Below are 14,147 nucleotides of genomic sequence, written 5' to 3'. Positions count from 1 at the left end.
AGGGCATCCCCCGGCAGTCCGGGGGATGCAGGTACAGATCAGGTACCGCTCTTGACCTTGTTCCAGATACGCGTGCGCAGACGGTCGATCTTCAGCGGCATAGCCTGCAGAGCATACAGGCTGCTCATCACACTCTCCGGCGGGTATACCGTCGGATCAGCCTTCAGCGCCGGCTCCACCAGGCTGTCAGCCTTGGCGTTGCCGTTGGCGTAGCGCACCGAGTTACTGATACCGGCCATCACCTTGGGCTCCAGCAGATAGTTCATGAAGGCATAGCCCGCCGCCTCGCTCGGCGCATTGGCGGGCATGGCGACCATGTCGAACCACAGCGGCGCACCTTCTTTCGGAATGATGTACTCGACATGCACGCCGTTGCCGGCCTCCTTGGCGCGGTTGGCCGCCTGCATGATGTCGCCGGAGAAACCGACCGCCATGCACACGTCACCGTTGGCCAGGTCAGCGATGTACTTGGAGTTGTGGAAGTAGGTGACGTTCTGGCGCATCTCCACCAGCAGCGCCTCGGCCTTCTTGTAGTCCTCGGGGTTCTGGCTGTGGTGCGGCAAGCCCAGGTGATGCAGAGCGATGGGCAGCAGTTCCGGGCCATTGTCCAGCACCGCCACGCCACACTTGGCCAGCTTGCTCAGGTTCTCCGGTTTGAACAGCACATCCCAGCTGTCCAGCGCCACGCCGTCGCCCAGCACGGCCTTGACCTTGTCCATGTTGTAGCCGATGCCGGTGGTGCCCCACAGGTAGGGGAAACCGTACTGGTTGCCCGGGTCGTTGGCCTCCAGCGCCTTCATCAGCACCGGGTTGAGGTTGTTCCAGTTGGGCAGCTTGCTGCGATCGAGCTTGGTCAGCGCGCCGCCCTGAATCTGCCGGGCCATGAAGTGGTTGGACGGCATCACCACGTCATAACCGGAATGACCAGCCATGAGCTTGCCGTCGAGGGTTTCGTTGCTGTCGTACACATCGTACTGGCTGCCGATGCCGGTTTGCGCCTGGAAGTTCTTCAGGGTGTCCGGCGCGATGTACTCGCCCCAGTTGTAGATGTGCACGGTTTCCGCCGCCTGGCTGACTGACGCGACGAGCATCAGCGGAAGGACTTTCTTGAGCATGTTCACCTCGGTTGTTGTGTTGTGTCGGTGGCAGTTCAGAAGATCAGTACGTAGGTCTTGCGGACCGTTTCTTGTATGTCCCACACCCCTGTGGTGTTGGCCGGCATCATCAGCGCATCGCCGGCCTGGATTGCCATCGGCTCGCCGCCGTCCGGAGTGAAGGTGCAGCGCCCGGCGATGATGTGGCAGAACTCCTGCTGCACGATCTGCCGGCGCCAACGGCCCGGCGTGCACTCCCAGACACCGGTCTCGACGCCGTCGCTGCGCGCGACCGAGGTGGTCGAAGTCACTGCGACCGGCTCGCTCAGGGGTACGGCCACCGGGTTGGACTCTTCCAGTGCCAGGGCTGGGGTGTTCTTGAAGTGGGTGATGTTCATCGTTGTGCTCTCAGTAGGAATCAGCCGACTTTCCAGGTCATCAGGCCTTCCATGCCGGCGGCCAGCTTGCTGGCCAGGCGCCGGCGCCAGGCGGGGGTATGGGGGTTGGCCAGCACGTCGTCCTCGAAGACGAAGCTGCGGATGATCGCGTTGTAGCCGAGCCAGCGGCACGGCTCCGGCTCCCAGCGGCGCAGCTGGTTGATCGCGCCATCGGCCATCACCCAGGGCTGGTGAGTCAGCTCACTGTCGCGGCCGAGAATCAGGTCAGCCAGAGTGCGACCGCCGAGGTTGGTAGCGCCTACGCCCTCCCCGCCATAACCGCCGGACAGGGCGATGCGGTTGCGTGAATCGCGCAGCATGTGCGGCCTGAAGCGCCGGGCCATGCCCAGGTTGCCGCCCCAGGCGTGGCTCAGGCGCACATCACGAAGTTGCGGGAACAGCTCACTTAGCAGGTAGCGACGCAAGCCGCGCTCATCCTCGGTGAGATTGAAGTCGCTGCGCAGGCGACCGCCGAAGCGGTAGCCTCCCCGCGCCCCAAACACCAGGCGATCATCGGCGCTGCGCTGGCCATAGGTCACCTGGCGGCTGAACTCGCTGAAAGCCTGACCACGCTCCAGGCCAATCTCGGCCCAGACATCGGCGGGCAAAGGTTCGGTGGCGACTATCAGGCTCTGTACCGGCAACTGGTAGTGCCCCAGCGGCGGCATCTCGGCGGCATAGCCTTCCACCGCCGGCACCACCCAGTCGGCCCGCACGCTGCCGTGCTCGGTGCGTACCAGACCCGGCTGCCAGTCGCTCACCCGGCTCTGTTCGTAGATTTCGACGCCCAAGGCTTCGACGCTGCGCGCCAGACCGCGGGCCAGCTTGGCCGGCTGGATAGTGGCGCAGTGCGGGCTGTGGATGGCGCCGTAGGGGTTGGCCACGCGCAGCTGTTCGTTCAGCTCGCCAGGCTCCAGCCAGCGGTAATCGTCTTCGCCCAGACCCAGCTCACGCAGGTGCTGCAGGTACTCGCGCAGGCCACTGAGCTGCTCCGGATAGCGCGCCGCGCAGTACAGCACGCCGCCCTTGCGCAGATCGCAGTCGATGCCCTCGCGCGCCGTGACGGCCGCCACTTCATCGGGAATGCCATGCAGCAGGTCGAAGCCGGCCTTGCGCTGCTCGGCGGGCAAGCCACCGAGTAGGCGGTCCTCACCGAGGATATTGCCCATCAGCCAGCCACCGTTACGCCCGGAGGCGCCGAAGCCGGCGGTCTCCGCCTCCACGATCACCACCCGCAGCTGCGGTGCCTGGTGCTTGAGGTAGTAGGCGGTCCACAGCCCGGTATAGCCGGCGCCGATGATCGCCACGTCGGCACTGATGTCTGCCTGCAAACTCGGGCGAGCCTGCAGCGGCTCGTCGAGCTGGTCCATCCACAGGCTGATGTTGCGCCACTGGCTCATCGGGGAGTCTCCGCCAATCAATCGATGGCGCAGACTAGTCAGCCGACTCAGGCTTTGTCTTGCGTGCGTGCCCGCGAGGAAATTTGCTTGAGATAGGCCTTGGGCGTCATACCCATGCGCTCACGGAAGCACTTATAGAAGGCCGACAGCGAATTGAAGCCGGCGGCAAAGGCCAACTCGTCCACTCGACCGGCATCACCACTCGCCTCCAGGCCATCTAGCAGGTACTGCAGGCGCGCCTGGTTCACGTAACGATAGAAGCTCTGCCCCAGCACCTGGTTGAGCAGATGGGAGATTTGGTTGCGGCTGTAACCGGTCGCGGTGGCCACCTGCTGCAGGTCCAGCTCCGGATCGAGAAACGGCTGGTGCTTGTTGAAGTAGTCCTGCAGATCCTGCGCCAGCATGCTCAGCTGCCATGCCGACAGCCCCAAGCGACTGGTGGCCGGTCGCGTACTCGCGCCCTTGCTGGCGCGGACCTCGTGTACCAGCGTGGCGTATTCGTTGATCCGCCAGATCAGCCCATCGCGCACGGTGATCGACTCGCCGGTGCGGAACGAGGCCAGGCCCTCACTGCCCTGCAACGCGAAGCGGTACTGGATGAAGGCCGTGTGGCCGTCGATGCGGATGCGGTCGACATGCTCCAGCATTTCGCCAGGACGCCGCGGCAGGTTGTCTTCGACATACTCGCGCAACTCGTCCAGGCGCATGCTGCGCTGCTGGAAGAAGTCGTTGTACTCGATGTCCGGGTGGAACAGCGCCATCACCGCCTCAAGGTCACGGCAGCGCCAACTGAGGTGATAGAGCAGGATGGTCTCGCGCGTGCGCTCGGTTTGCGCGGCATCGTCGGGAAAATCGTCGTCTTGCATGGTAATTCGGCGCAACGGGGATTGGCCCAGCTTGCCCGATTCGTCAGCCGGCGAACAGCCGAATCCCGCGTGGCTGCGCCAACGCCGCCGAGGGGCTCATGCCGATGATGCTGCGAAAGGTGTGGCTGAAATGCGCCGAGTCGGTGAAGCCGGCTGCCATGGCGGCATCAGTCAGGTTCATCCCGCGGGCGACCCCAACGCTGGTGACGAACAGTCGGTGCCACTGCCGGTAGCGACGGATGGGCACGCCGACGTGCTGGCGGAACAACTGGGTCAAGCGCGGCACTGAAAGGCCAACATGCTCAGCGAGAAAATCGATGGACTGATTGCAGGCCACGTCCAACTTGATCAGTTCCACGACTCTCACGATACGCGGGTCGCAGGCATACCCGACTGGCTTCAGAGCCTGAGGATTGATCAGCGCCTCCAGCGTCTGCCAGATCTCCTCGGGCGGCGCGCTGACGCAGTGCAACTGGTCAAAACGCTCAACCCAGAAGGCCTCGTCATCCAGCGCAGCGTGCACTGCGCCCTGCTGCCGCGCCATGCGCGGTGCCAACAGCGCATGATCCTCACCGAACACATCCAAGTAACAGATGGCGACCCGCGAATCGCGGCAGTCCACGGTCAGATCCAACCCCGCGGGCAACAGTGCGCTACGGCACTCCAGGGTGCTGCCGGCACAATCGACCGACAAGTCGCCATCAAGGCTGAGCAGCAGCATGGCCGCCGCCTGAGACAGCTGCAGCGGCTCCGTGAAAGGGCTGAGATAGAAGGTGCGCTTATCCCACAGATAGAGCAGCACCGGGGCTTGGCTGGCCGGCATGGACGTGTTCGCCCTGATTCTTGTTGTTTTTGTTGACGCAGAGTTAGCACAGCTTACGCAGCCTCGAAAGACCAGCTGCGAAAGCCGTCGCAATAAATTGTGCGCCGTCGGCGCGATTTCATCAGTTCTTACAAGCCGGTGTCGCGTACCGGTGGTTTTATGACCACCACCTCCGCAGCTGTGAGCGGAGCTACAACAACAAAAAACGAATACACAGGAAACCATCATGAAAAAGCTGCTGACTCCGGCGCTGGCCACCCTCGGCCTGTGCGTGGCCATGTCATCCCAGGCTGGCACCCAGGCGCAAACCAAGCATCCCATCGTCCTCGTCCCCGGCATCTTTGCCTTCGACAGCATTGCCTTCGTCGATTACTGGTACCAGATCCCCAGCACCCTGCAGAGCCAGGGTGCCAAGGTCTACGTCCCCAAGATCAATGCCTTCGACAGCTCGGCCAAACGCGGTGAGGCGCTGATTAGCCAGCTGGAACAGATTCGCGCCGCCTCCGGAGGCAGCATCAAGAAATTCAACCTGATCGGCCACAGCCAGGGTGGCCTGACCACCCGCTATGTACTCAACGTGCGCCCTGATCTGGTGGCTTCGGTGACCACCCTCAACTCGCCCCACCAGGGCTCTCCGCTGGCCGATCTGGTGACCGGCGTCGCCCCTCCCGGCAGCCTGCAGGGTGTGGCCTTCGACGTATTCGCCAACGCCGTGGGCAACCTGGTCAACCTGCTGTCGAACAACAAAAAGAGCCCATCCGATGTACGCGCCATGCTCGCCGAGTTCAACAAACCCGGCGCCGCCTCGTACAACCAACGCTACCCGGTTGGGCTGCCGTCCACGGCCTGCGGCCAGGGCCCGGAAACCGTCACCCTGAACGGCAACAGTGTGCGCCTGTACTCCATGAGCGGCACTGCACCGCTGACCAACGTGCTGGACATCTCCGACCCGCTGTTCACCGTTACCTCGTTTGCGTTCAACGAGGCCAACGACGGCGTCACCGGGCGCTGCTCAAGCCACTTCGGCAAAGTGCTCAAAGACAATTACACAATGAACCACCTCGACATCAACAACCAGGTATTCGGCCTGGTGTCACTGTTCGAGACCAACCCCAAGACCGTGTTCACCAACCAGGCCAATCGCCTGAAAAACCTCGGCCTGTAACACCTGCGGCGGGCCTGGCGTGCCCCTTCGCCAGGCCCGCCACAAGGAGTATCCGATGTCCAAGCGAATCATCCTGACAGCACTGATAGTGAGCGCCGCCACCGTCGGCGGCACCTGGCTGGTCTATCGACCACTCCCCCAACCGACCAGCCAGCCCGCCATTGCGGCGGTAGACGATGCCCGCAGCCAGCAGGCCCGTGCCCTTAACCAGCAACTGCGCAGCATACCCACAGCCACACTGGTCGACCCGGGTCCGCTGCCACCTTCACTGCAAGGCAGTGAACATGGCATTGCCCTGAGCAGTGACGAGCAAGGCAACCTGAGGCTGCAGGCAGATATGCTGCAGCTCTTCGACTTCTATCTCGCCGGCCTTGAAGAAGAAGGACTGGACAAGGTACTCACCCGCATTCACCAGGAGCTAGCCACACAACTGAAGGGGCCAGCCCTGGAGCAGGCCCGCGAGCTGCTGAGCCGATATGTGGATTACCGCATCGCCCTGCAGGGCCTGCCCGAAACCGGCATGGAACTGGATCCAACCGCCCTTCGCCTGCGCCTGGACGCTATCAACGCGGTGCGCCAGCACTACTTCAGTAGTGAGGAGTATCGGGTGTTCTTCGCCAGGGAAAATGCCGAAAGCGAATACATGTTGCAGCGCCTGATGCTGGCCCGGCAGGACGGTTTGGACGACGATGCGCGACAACAAGCACGGGCCGAAATGGAGTTGCAACTAACGGAAGAGGTACGCCAGGCTCGCCAAGAGAGCATGCGTCATGGCGAACTCTACGCCACGACCCAAGCCTTGCAGGCGCGGGGTGCCAGCGCCGAAGAACTGCACCAGGTGCGCGAACAGAGCCTGGGCCGTGAAGCCGCCGACGCCCTGGCCGAACTGGATCGCCAGCAAGCAGCTTGGCAACAACGCCTGAACGACTATGCCCGCGAGCGCAATCGGCTGCGTGAAGCAGGGCTCAGTCAGACCGACCTGCAAGCGGCCATTGCCGACTTACAGGCAAACCGCTTCGATGCGCTGGAGCGCAAGCGCGTGCAGGCACTGGATGCCGAACTCTGAAAGCCACCTCCTGGCCTGGCAGACGGTTAACAACTACCTGCTAGGCTGTGTTCAGGAGGCAACTCATGGACAGCGATAAAGACGATAAACCACTGACCTTCCGCGAAATGCTGCAAAGCGTCCTGGCGGCCGCCTTCGGCGTGCAGAGCGGCAAGAACCGTGCGCGTGACTTCAGCCGTGGCAAACCCAGTCATTTCATTCTGCTGGGGGTGCTGTGTACCGCGGTATTCGTTCTGCTGCTGTTTGCCCTGGTCAAGTTGGTACTCCACCTGGCGGGTGTCTGAGTTCAGCGCAGCAGGCTATCGATAGAGCAGTTGTAGCGATGCAGTTCGCTATGCCGAGTCGCACTGAACTGACCGAAATCCAGCCCTACGTCAGCTCGTGCCAGACGCCCCTGCAATCGCAGCGCCTGCTGCCGATCCACCAGACGCAACAAGCGAGCCATCTGATCCTTGCCCCCACGTTCGGCAAAATCACGACCCTGCGCATGATCGTAAAGCATGACCATGGCGCAGCCGCCGAGCAGAAAATGTCCGAGAGCCAATACATCTGCCTTGCCTGAAATACGCGCCTGCAGCGCCTCCTTGGAGTTATTCAGCGCCGTGTAGAGCAGCTGTCGCCCCTGCTCCTTGGCAGCCTGCATCACCCCGAATGCCATCTCGTCATTGGTTGACCAGACCAGTTTGACCTCTGGGTAACGCGGCAATATGCCCAAGGCCTGCTCATAGGCACGCTGATATTTCCACTCGCCGTACAAAAGCTGGCGTAAGCGGATCTGTGGATGCTCTGCCAAGGCACGCTGCAGGCCTGCCTCACGCAGGCTGGCCGAGGGCGTATTCTTCACGCCGGAAAACGCCAGCAACTCCCCGCCATCAGGCGCCAGTTTGAACAGCGCGGAAGCCATCAGGTAACCGGCCTCTTCGTCATTCGGCACCAAGCTGCCAATCCAGTTGTGATACTTACCCCGTGTACCACCGACCAGTGACTGCTGCTCAGGCGTCAAGGTGCTGTGCAGGGAAAAAAGACGAGTACCGCTACCCTCGAACAACCTCAGAATTTCAGGCCCTGTATACATTTCGTTGGTGAATATCAGGTAATCGGGGGGCTGTTTTCGCTCCAGCACACTCCGCGCCTGGCGCAGGATATTCGAGGCGTCGCGCTGACCGTAGAGCACTTCGAGCTGCATGCCCAGATCGTCAGCTGCATCGTCCATGTAGCGGCTGTAGTCGACCCAGAAACGCTCGTTGGTATAGCCAGGGTTGAGAAATACCACGGAGGTAGCTTGAGCAGATGCCCAGCCACAGAGAAGAAAGCTGACTAATAGCGTACGAAGTAGCAACACGTTCAACCTGGCTCGAAATGCCCGCAGATTATACAGCGCCAGCCAAGATGGTATGAAAAAGCCAGCATGGCCATCAGCCAATGCTGGCTCGACGCTCTACACGGCTATTGGTGGCTGACCCAAAACACCGCGGTGGTCACAACGATCACGATCAGCGCGAAGATGGCCCAAGCATCGATGACGCTATCATTACCCTGTTCGGTCATGGTTGCCCCCTGGTTTTGTGATTATTGGCCCCTTGCAGTTAAGACCAGGCTAGCTCCGCCCTCAAGGTCAGCTCATCGCTTATCACTTTTAGTGAAGTGCATATATAAAAACATCACTTTTTCACATATTGCGTTGCTGTTATCGTGCCCGCCTCTGCCAGCAGAGCGCGTTGCCGTGCGCGAAACGAGCCTCAGCTGCCGATGAAGCAGCAGCCTGAATGACAGGACATTTATGTACGTTTACGACGAATACGATCAGCGGATTGTCGAGGACCGCGTCAAGCAGTTCCGCGACCAGACCCGCCGCTACCTGGCCGGCGAGCTGTCCGGCGAGGAATTCCGCCCGCTGCGCCTGCAGAACGGTCTCTATATCCAGCGCTTCGCGCCCATGCTGCGCGTGGCCGTGCCTTACGGCCTGATGTCCTCGGCCCAGGTACGCATGATGGCCAAGATCGCGCGCGACTACGACAAAGGCTACGCGCACATCAGCACTCGGCAGAACGTACAGTTCAACTGGCCGGAACTGGAAGACGTGCCGGACATTCTTGCTGAGCTGGCCACCGTGCAGATGCATGCCATCCAAACCAGCGGCAACTGCATTCGCAACACCACAACTGACCAGTTCGCCGGCGTGGCCAAGGACGAAATCATCGATCCGCGCCCCTGGTGCGAAATCATCCGTCAGTGGTCGACTTTCCACCCCGAGTTCACCCACCTGCCGCGCAAGTTCAAGATCGCCGTCAATGGCGCCGTGAGCGACCGTGCCGCCATCGAGGTGCACGACATCGGCCTGGAAGCGGTGCGCAACGAAGCCGGCGACCTTGGCTTCCGCGTCTCGGTCGGCGGCGGCCTGGGCCGTACGCCGATCGTCGGCAGCTTCATCAAGGAATTCCTGCCCTGGCAGCACCTGCTGGGCTACCTCGACGCCATCCTGCGCGTGTACAACCGCTATGGCCGTCGTGACAACAAGTACAAGGCTCGTATCAAGATCCTGGTCAAGGCGCTGACGCCGGAAGTCTTCGCCGAGAAGGTCGAGGCCGAGTTCGCCCACCTGAAGGATGGCCCGACCACCCTGACCGAAGCCGAAGTGGCCCGCGTTTCCGCCCACTTCGTCGACCCGGCGTATCGCCCGCTGGCTGATCAGGACGCCGAACTGGCCTCCCTCGACGCCCAGCACCCGGGCTTCGCCCGCTGGCGCCAACGCAACACCTTTGCCCACAAGCAGCCGGGTTACGTTGCCGTGACCCTGTCGCTGAAGCCGACCGGCGTCGCGCCAGGTGATGTCACCGACAAGCAGCTGGACGCCATCGCCGACCTGGCCGATCGCTACAGCTTTGGCGAGGTGCGCAACAGCCACAACCAGAACATCATCCTCGCCGACGTCGAGCAGCAGCAGCTGTTCACCCTGTGGGGCGAGCTGCGCGAACTGGGCTTCGCCACGCCGAACGTGGGCCTGCTGACCGATATCATATGCTGCCCGGGCGGCGACTTCTGCTCGCTGGCCAACGCCAAGTCGATCCCGGTTGCCGAGGCCATCCAGCGTCGCTTCGACGACCTCGACTACCTGTTCGACATCGGCGACCTCGACCTGAACATCTCTGGTTGCATGAACGCCTGTGGCCACCACCACGTTGGCCACATCGGCATCCTCGGCGTGGACAAGAAGGGCCAGGAGTTCTACCAGGTATCCCTCGGCGGCAGCGCCGGTCGTGAGGCTAGCCTGGCGCAGATCCTCGGCCCGTCCTTCGCCCAGGAGGAAATGGCCGACGTCATCGACAAGCTGATCAAGGTCTATGTCGAGCAGCGCACTGAAGAAGAAACTTTCCTCGACACCTTCCGCCGTGTCGGTATCGACCCGTTCAAGGAGCGCGTCTATGCAGCGAATCATTAAGAACGGGCAGATCATCGACGAAACCTGGCACCTGCTGCCAGCCGACGTCACGCTCGAAAGCATCAGCAACAGCGACGATCTGATCGTGCCGCTGGCCCTGTGGCGCGAACACGCGCATGCGCTGAGGGCCCGTGACGGCGGCTTGGGCGTATGGCTGGAAGCGGGCGAAGAAATCGAGGAAATCGTCGCTGATCTGGACAGCTTCCAGGTCATCGCCCTCAACTTCCCCGCCTTTACCGACGGCCGCCACTGCTCCAGCGCCTACCTGCTGCGCAACCGCTATGGCTACAAGGGCGAGTTGCGCGCCATCGGCGACGTGCTGCGCGACCAGCTGTTCTCGTACCAGCGCGTAGGCTTCGACGCCTTCGCCCTGCGCGCGGACAAGGACCCGGTCGATGCGCTGAAAGCCTTCGAGGAGTTCAGCGAGGTCTACCAGGCCTCCACCGACCAACCGCTGCCGCTGTTCCGCCGCCGCGCCTGATCCGGCTCCATGAAAAAGCCCCGCACTGCGGGGCTTTTTATTTGCGAAGGGCGTAATGGTGCCGTAGCTCGACGGCTCAGGCCTTCACCGCATCCCAGGCAATCTGCGCCAGCAGTTCGCGACACTCGCTCAGCTCACTGGTCGTGCGTCCCGCCAGCCAGTTGCGGGCAAAGTCGTGGGTCGGACCGATGATTACCGAGGCGAAGCAGTCGGCCGGCATGGCCTTGAACAGGCCCTCCTTGCGATAGCCATCCAGGGCATCGGCGATGCGCTGGTAATGTTCGCGGTTGGCCTCGCGCAGCGCCTCGCCCATCTCGCTCGCCTCCACCCGACCGCGGGTGTGCAGAATGAAACGCGCCCAGTCCGGGTTGGCCACCACCCAATCGATGTAACTGACCACCAACAGCCGCACACAGGCTTCGGCGGAGTCGGCACGGCTGAAGCCTTCGGCGAGCAGCGCCGCGTATTGCGCGGTACCGGCCAGATACAGGGCGCCGATGATGCGCTCCTTGTTGCCGAAGTGGTGATAGAGACTGCCAATACTGGCCCCGGAGCGATGACGGATCATCTCGATGGTGGTCGCATCCACCCCGTGCTCCGTGAAACAGCTCAGCGCGGCCTGGAGGATTTCGTCCTTGCGAGAACGGCGGGCCATCGGGCCTCCTTAGCAATCTAGAATTATTTTCTATAATTTAGTTCTGTTAATCGTATACTGCCCGGGCGCGCACTTCTCTTCAATCCCAGTGCAGGAATCCCCATGAGTCAGATGATGCAGATGTACCAGCAGGTCGGCCCGACCCAGTTCAGCGCCATGATCGGTCAGGTCGCGCCCTACTTCGCCAGCATCGCCCCGCAGTTCGTCGAGCTGCGCCCGGGCTACGCCGAAGTCACTTTTCCCAAGCGCCGCGAGGTGCTCAATCACATCGGCACCGTGCATGCCATTGCCCTGTGCAACGCCGCCGAGTTGGCCGCCGGCACCATGACCGACGCCTCGATTCCCGCAGGCCATCGCTGGATTCCGCGCGGCATGACGGTGGAATACCTGGCCAAGGCCGATGGCGATATCCGGGCCGTGGCCGATGGCAGCGCCATCGACTGGAGCCAGACGGGAGACGTGAAAGTGCCGGTCATGGCCTATGTTGGCGAGAAGCCGGTATTTCGTGCCGACATCACCATGTACGTCAGCCGGGCCTGAGGGTACAAATGAAAAGGCCCGGATCGACCGGGCCTTTTCCCAACACAGCTGATCAGCCGAGATTGACCAGCACCCGGCCGACCATCTTGCCGGCGAGTATCTGCTCGATGGCCTTAGGCAACTGCTCCAGGCTCACCTCTTCGGCCAGGCTTTCCAGGTTGCCGAGCTTCCACTGCAGCGACAGCTTGTCCCACATGGAAGCCTTGACCACCAGCGGCAGCTCCACCGAATCCACGCCCAGCAGGTTGACCCCACGCAGGATGAAGGGTGCCACACTGCCCTTGAAGCCCATGCCCGCCGTCAGCCCGCAACAGGCGGCACTGGCTCCGTAGCGCAGCGCCTTGACCACGTTGAACAGGATGTCGCCGCCCACGGTGTCCACCGCACCGGCCCAGCGCTCCTTGAGCATGGCCTTCTCACTGCCTTCCTGCAGCTCCTCGCGGGACACGATCTGCCGGGCGCCGAGCTGACGCAGGAACTCACCCTGCTCAGCCTTGCCGGTAGACGCCGCCACGTCGTAGCCCAGGCGTGCCAGCAGGGCTACGGCGATACTGCCCACCCCACCGGTGGCTCCGGTGACCAGCACCGGGCCGGCAGCCGGGGTCAGACCGGCCTGTTCCAGCTTGTCCACGCACAGGCCAGCGGTCAGGCCGGCAGTGCCGAGCAGCATGGCCTCACGCAGACTCAGGCCCTTGGGCCGCTTGATCACCCACGCAGCCGGTACGCGGATGTACTGGCCGAAGCCACCGGCTGTGTTCATGCCCAGGTCGTAGCCAGTAATGATCACTTCATCACCGGCGGCGAACTCGGCAACGCTGGACTCCGCCACCACGCCTGCGGCGTCGATGCCCGGGGTGTGCGGAAACTGGCGGGTCACCCCGCGGTTGCCGCTGGCGGATAACGCATCCTTGTAGTTGAGTGAGGAGTAGTGCACGCGGATCAGCACCTCGCCGGCAGGCAGGTCGTCAACCTGGCGCTCGACCACCTGCGGTACGTAGGCGCCATTTTCCTCGGTGACCAACAAAGCCTTGAAAGCTGTCATGCATCCTCCTACCAGAAACGTTGTTGATTGAGCCGGCTCCACCAGCTCAATAGCAGTCGATCCACCGTGACGCTGGCGGCGATGCCGAAGCGCTCCGGCAGGCTCTTCTTCTGCACGAAATGCAGATGGAACAGCTCCGCCTCACGGGCACGCTCGGCCAGATACTCGTCGCTGGTCTTGAGTTCGTCCACCAGGTGCTTGTTCAGCGCCGAAATCCCCAGCCAGACCTCGCCCGTGGCGATCTCGTCGATATTCAGTTGTGGCCGGTAGCGGGCCACGAAGTTCTTGAACAGTTCGTGGGTGGTATCCAGATCTTCCTGGAACTTCTCCCGCCCCTTTTCAGTGTTTTCGCCCAGCACGGTGAGGGTACGCTTGTATTCGCCAGCGGTAAGCATCTCGACATCGATGTCGTTTTTCTTCAGCAACCGGTGGATATTCGGCAGCTGCGCCACCACGCCGATGGAGCCGAGGATGGCGAACGGCGCGGACAACACCTTGTCGCCGATGCAGGCCATCATGTAACCACCACTGGCTGCGACCTTGTCCACACACACCGTCAATGGCACACCCGCCTGGCGAATGCGCGCCAGTTGCGAGGCAGCCAGCCCGTAGCCATGCACCATGCCGCCGCCGCTCTCCAGGCGCAGCACCACTTCATCCTGAGCCGTCGCCATACTCAGCAGCGCGGTGACTTCGTGACGCAGGTTGTCGGTCGCCGAGGCCTTGATGTCGCCATCGAAGTCGACCACGAACACCCGCGGCTTGTGCTGGCCCTGCTTCTTCTCCAACTTGGCCTGCTTGGCTTCGGCCTTGCGCAGCTGTTTCATCTGCGCCTTATCCAATAACTCGTGCTCGAGTCGCTCGCGCAATGCCTTGTAAAAATCATTGAGTCGCTGCACCTGCAGCTGACCGGCCGCTTTGCCGCGCCCCTTGCTGCGCAGGGCCGCGATCGTTACCAGCACCACAATCACCGCGACCAGGACGGTCAGGGTCCGCAGTAGGAAATCCGCATAATCCAGCAAAAACTCCACAAAGCCCCCTTGTCTAACAATCTCCATTGCCCACGTGGGCGTGAATCCTGTGCAGCATAACGGTGCCGGCAATGCCAGGCCAATCGCCTGAACAGGCTTCATCACGCC

General features: G+C 62.3%; 15 protein-coding genes. 6 read left to right on the top strand and 9 right to left on the bottom strand.

The window, feature by feature from the left end; genetic code table 11:
- Positions 1–38: 38 nt before the first annotated feature.
- The 5 genes from P7A97_RS16730 to P7A97_RS16710 are packed head-to-tail and all read right to left on the bottom strand — an operon-like array spanning position 39 to position 4,620.
- Positions 39–1,115 (bottom strand): polyamine ABC transporter substrate-binding protein, encoded by a 1,077-nt coding sequence (locus tag P7A97_RS16730; RefSeq protein ID WP_277691204.1) that lies wholly within the window; start codon positions 1,113–1,115, stop codon positions 39–41.
- 35 nt (positions 1,116–1,150) lie between these two features.
- Positions 1,151–1,492: a cupin domain-containing protein gene (locus P7A97_RS16725; RefSeq protein ID WP_277691202.1), complete on the bottom strand. Its 342-nt coding sequence runs from the start codon at positions 1,490–1,492 to the stop codon at positions 1,151–1,153.
- 20 nt (positions 1,493–1,512) lie between these two features.
- Positions 1,513–2,931 carry an FAD-binding oxidoreductase gene (locus P7A97_RS16720; protein WP_277691201.1) on the bottom strand — a complete coding sequence of 473 codons (1,419 nt, stop codon included), beginning with the start codon at positions 2,929–2,931 and terminating at the stop codon, positions 1,513–1,515.
- 47 nt (positions 2,932–2,978) lie between these two features.
- Entirely contained in the window at positions 2,979–3,797 is an 819-nt protein-coding gene (locus tag P7A97_RS16715; protein ID WP_277691200.1) for a nuclear transport factor 2 family protein, read from the bottom strand.
- A 43-nt stretch (positions 3,798–3,840) separates the two neighbouring features.
- Positions 3,841–4,620, bottom strand: a complete 780-nt coding sequence (locus P7A97_RS16710; protein WP_277691199.1) for an AraC family transcriptional regulator — start codon at positions 4,618–4,620, stop codon at positions 3,841–3,843.
- Between the two features lie 226 nt (positions 4,621–4,846).
- Here P7A97_RS16710 and P7A97_RS16705 point away from each other — a divergent pair, with 226 nt between their 5' ends.
- From P7A97_RS16705 to P7A97_RS16695, 3 genes are all read left to right on the top strand, one after another.
- Positions 4,847–5,785, top strand: a complete 939-nt coding sequence (locus P7A97_RS16705; RefSeq protein WP_277691197.1) for a triacylglycerol lipase — start codon at positions 4,847–4,849, stop codon at positions 5,783–5,785.
- Between the two features lie 55 nt (positions 5,786–5,840).
- Positions 5,841–6,851: a lipase secretion chaperone gene (locus P7A97_RS16700; protein ID WP_277691195.1), complete on the top strand. Its 1,011-nt coding sequence runs from the start codon at positions 5,841–5,843 to the stop codon at positions 6,849–6,851.
- A gap of 65 nt (positions 6,852–6,916) precedes the next feature.
- Positions 6,917–7,135: a DUF2970 domain-containing protein gene (locus tag P7A97_RS16695; protein WP_277691194.1), complete on the top strand. Its 219-nt coding sequence runs from the start codon at positions 6,917–6,919 to the stop codon at positions 7,133–7,135.
- A gap of 2 nt (positions 7,136–7,137) precedes the next feature.
- Here the strand turns inward: P7A97_RS16695 and P7A97_RS16690 are convergent, their stop codons facing one another.
- The gene (locus P7A97_RS16690; RefSeq protein ID WP_277691192.1) at positions 7,138–8,274 is read right to left on the bottom strand and encodes an ABC transporter substrate-binding protein; all 1,137 of its coding nucleotides are present in this window, start codon (positions 8,272–8,274) and stop codon (positions 7,138–7,140) included.
- A gap of 357 nt (positions 8,275–8,631) precedes the next feature.
- Here P7A97_RS16690 and P7A97_RS16685 point away from each other — a divergent pair, with 357 nt between their 5' ends.
- Positions 8,632–10,290 (top strand): nitrite/sulfite reductase, encoded by a 1,659-nt coding sequence (locus P7A97_RS16685; protein WP_277691191.1) that lies wholly within the window; start codon positions 8,632–8,634, stop codon positions 10,288–10,290.
- On the top strand, positions 10,274–10,771 hold the full coding sequence (locus P7A97_RS16680) for a DUF934 domain-containing protein (protein WP_277691190.1): 498 nt from the start codon (positions 10,274–10,276) through the stop codon (positions 10,769–10,771). Before P7A97_RS16685 ends, P7A97_RS16680 begins: the two co-directional genes overlap by 17 nt.
- 76 nt (positions 10,772–10,847) lie before the next feature.
- Here P7A97_RS16680 and P7A97_RS16675 read toward each other — a convergent pair whose 3' ends face one another.
- On the bottom strand, positions 10,848–11,426 hold the full coding sequence (locus tag P7A97_RS16675; RefSeq protein WP_277691189.1) for a TetR/AcrR family transcriptional regulator: 579 nt from the start codon (positions 11,424–11,426) through the stop codon (positions 10,848–10,850).
- A 102-nt stretch (positions 11,427–11,528) separates the two neighbouring features.
- Between P7A97_RS16675 and P7A97_RS16670 the strand changes: the two genes are divergently transcribed.
- Positions 11,529–11,966 (top strand): hotdog fold domain-containing protein, encoded by a 438-nt coding sequence (locus P7A97_RS16670; RefSeq protein ID WP_277691188.1) that lies wholly within the window; start codon positions 11,529–11,531, stop codon positions 11,964–11,966.
- 52 nt (positions 11,967–12,018) lie between these two features.
- Here P7A97_RS16670 and P7A97_RS16665 read toward each other — a convergent pair whose 3' ends face one another.
- Positions 12,019–13,008 (bottom strand): YhdH/YhfP family quinone oxidoreductase, encoded by a 990-nt coding sequence (locus P7A97_RS16665; protein WP_277691187.1) that lies wholly within the window; start codon positions 13,006–13,008, stop codon positions 12,019–12,021.
- An 8-nt stretch (positions 13,009–13,016) separates the two neighbouring features.
- Positions 13,017–14,039 (bottom strand): protease SohB, encoded by a 1,023-nt coding sequence (sohB, locus tag P7A97_RS16660; RefSeq protein WP_277691186.1) that lies wholly within the window; start codon positions 14,037–14,039, stop codon positions 13,017–13,019.
- Positions 14,040–14,147 lie beyond the last annotated feature (108 nt).

Source organism: Pseudomonas sp. GOM6 (genome assembly GCF_029537485.1).
GTDB lineage: Bacteria > Pseudomonadota > Gammaproteobacteria > Pseudomonadales > Pseudomonadaceae > Aquipseudomonas.
The sequence above is the reverse complement of the archived record's forward strand: the minus strand, read 5'-3'. Positions and strand labels throughout refer to the sequence as shown.

Bases quoted from the DNA above. Each gene is read 5' to 3' on its own strand.
- P7A97_RS16730 (WP_277691204.1), bottom strand. From the start codon at position 1,115: ATGCTCAAGAAAGTCCTTCCGCTGATGCTCGTCGCGTCAGTCAGCCAG.
- P7A97_RS16725 (WP_277691202.1), bottom strand. From the start codon at position 1,492: ATGAACATCACCCACTTCAAGAACACCCCAGCCCTGGCACTGGAAGAG.
- P7A97_RS16720 (WP_277691201.1), bottom strand. From the start codon at position 2,931: ATGAGCCAGTGGCGCAACATCAGCCTGTGGATGGACCAGCTCGACGAG.
- P7A97_RS16715 (WP_277691200.1), bottom strand. From the start codon at position 3,797: ATGCAAGACGACGATTTTCCCGACGATGCCGCGCAAACCGAGCGCACG.
- P7A97_RS16710 (WP_277691199.1), bottom strand. From the start codon at position 4,620: ATGCCGGCCAGCCAAGCCCCGGTGCTGCTCTATCTGTGGGATAAGCGC.
- P7A97_RS16705 (WP_277691197.1), top strand. From the start codon at position 4,847: ATGAAAAAGCTGCTGACTCCGGCGCTGGCCACCCTCGGCCTGTGCGTG.
- P7A97_RS16700 (WP_277691195.1), top strand. From the start codon at position 5,841: ATGTCCAAGCGAATCATCCTGACAGCACTGATAGTGAGCGCCGCCACC.
- P7A97_RS16695 (WP_277691194.1), top strand. From the start codon at position 6,917: ATGGACAGCGATAAAGACGATAAACCACTGACCTTCCGCGAAATGCTG.
- P7A97_RS16685 (WP_277691191.1), top strand. From the start codon at position 8,632: ATGTACGTTTACGACGAATACGATCAGCGGATTGTCGAGGACCGCGTC.
- P7A97_RS16680 (WP_277691190.1), top strand. From the start codon at position 10,274: ATGCAGCGAATCATTAAGAACGGGCAGATCATCGACGAAACCTGGCAC.
- P7A97_RS16675 (WP_277691189.1), bottom strand. From the start codon at position 11,426: ATGGCCCGCCGTTCTCGCAAGGACGAAATCCTCCAGGCCGCGCTGAGC.
- P7A97_RS16670 (WP_277691188.1), top strand. From the start codon at position 11,529: ATGAGTCAGATGATGCAGATGTACCAGCAGGTCGGCCCGACCCAGTTC.
- P7A97_RS16665 (WP_277691187.1), bottom strand. From the start codon at position 13,008: ATGACAGCTTTCAAGGCTTTGTTGGTCACCGAGGAAAATGGCGCCTAC.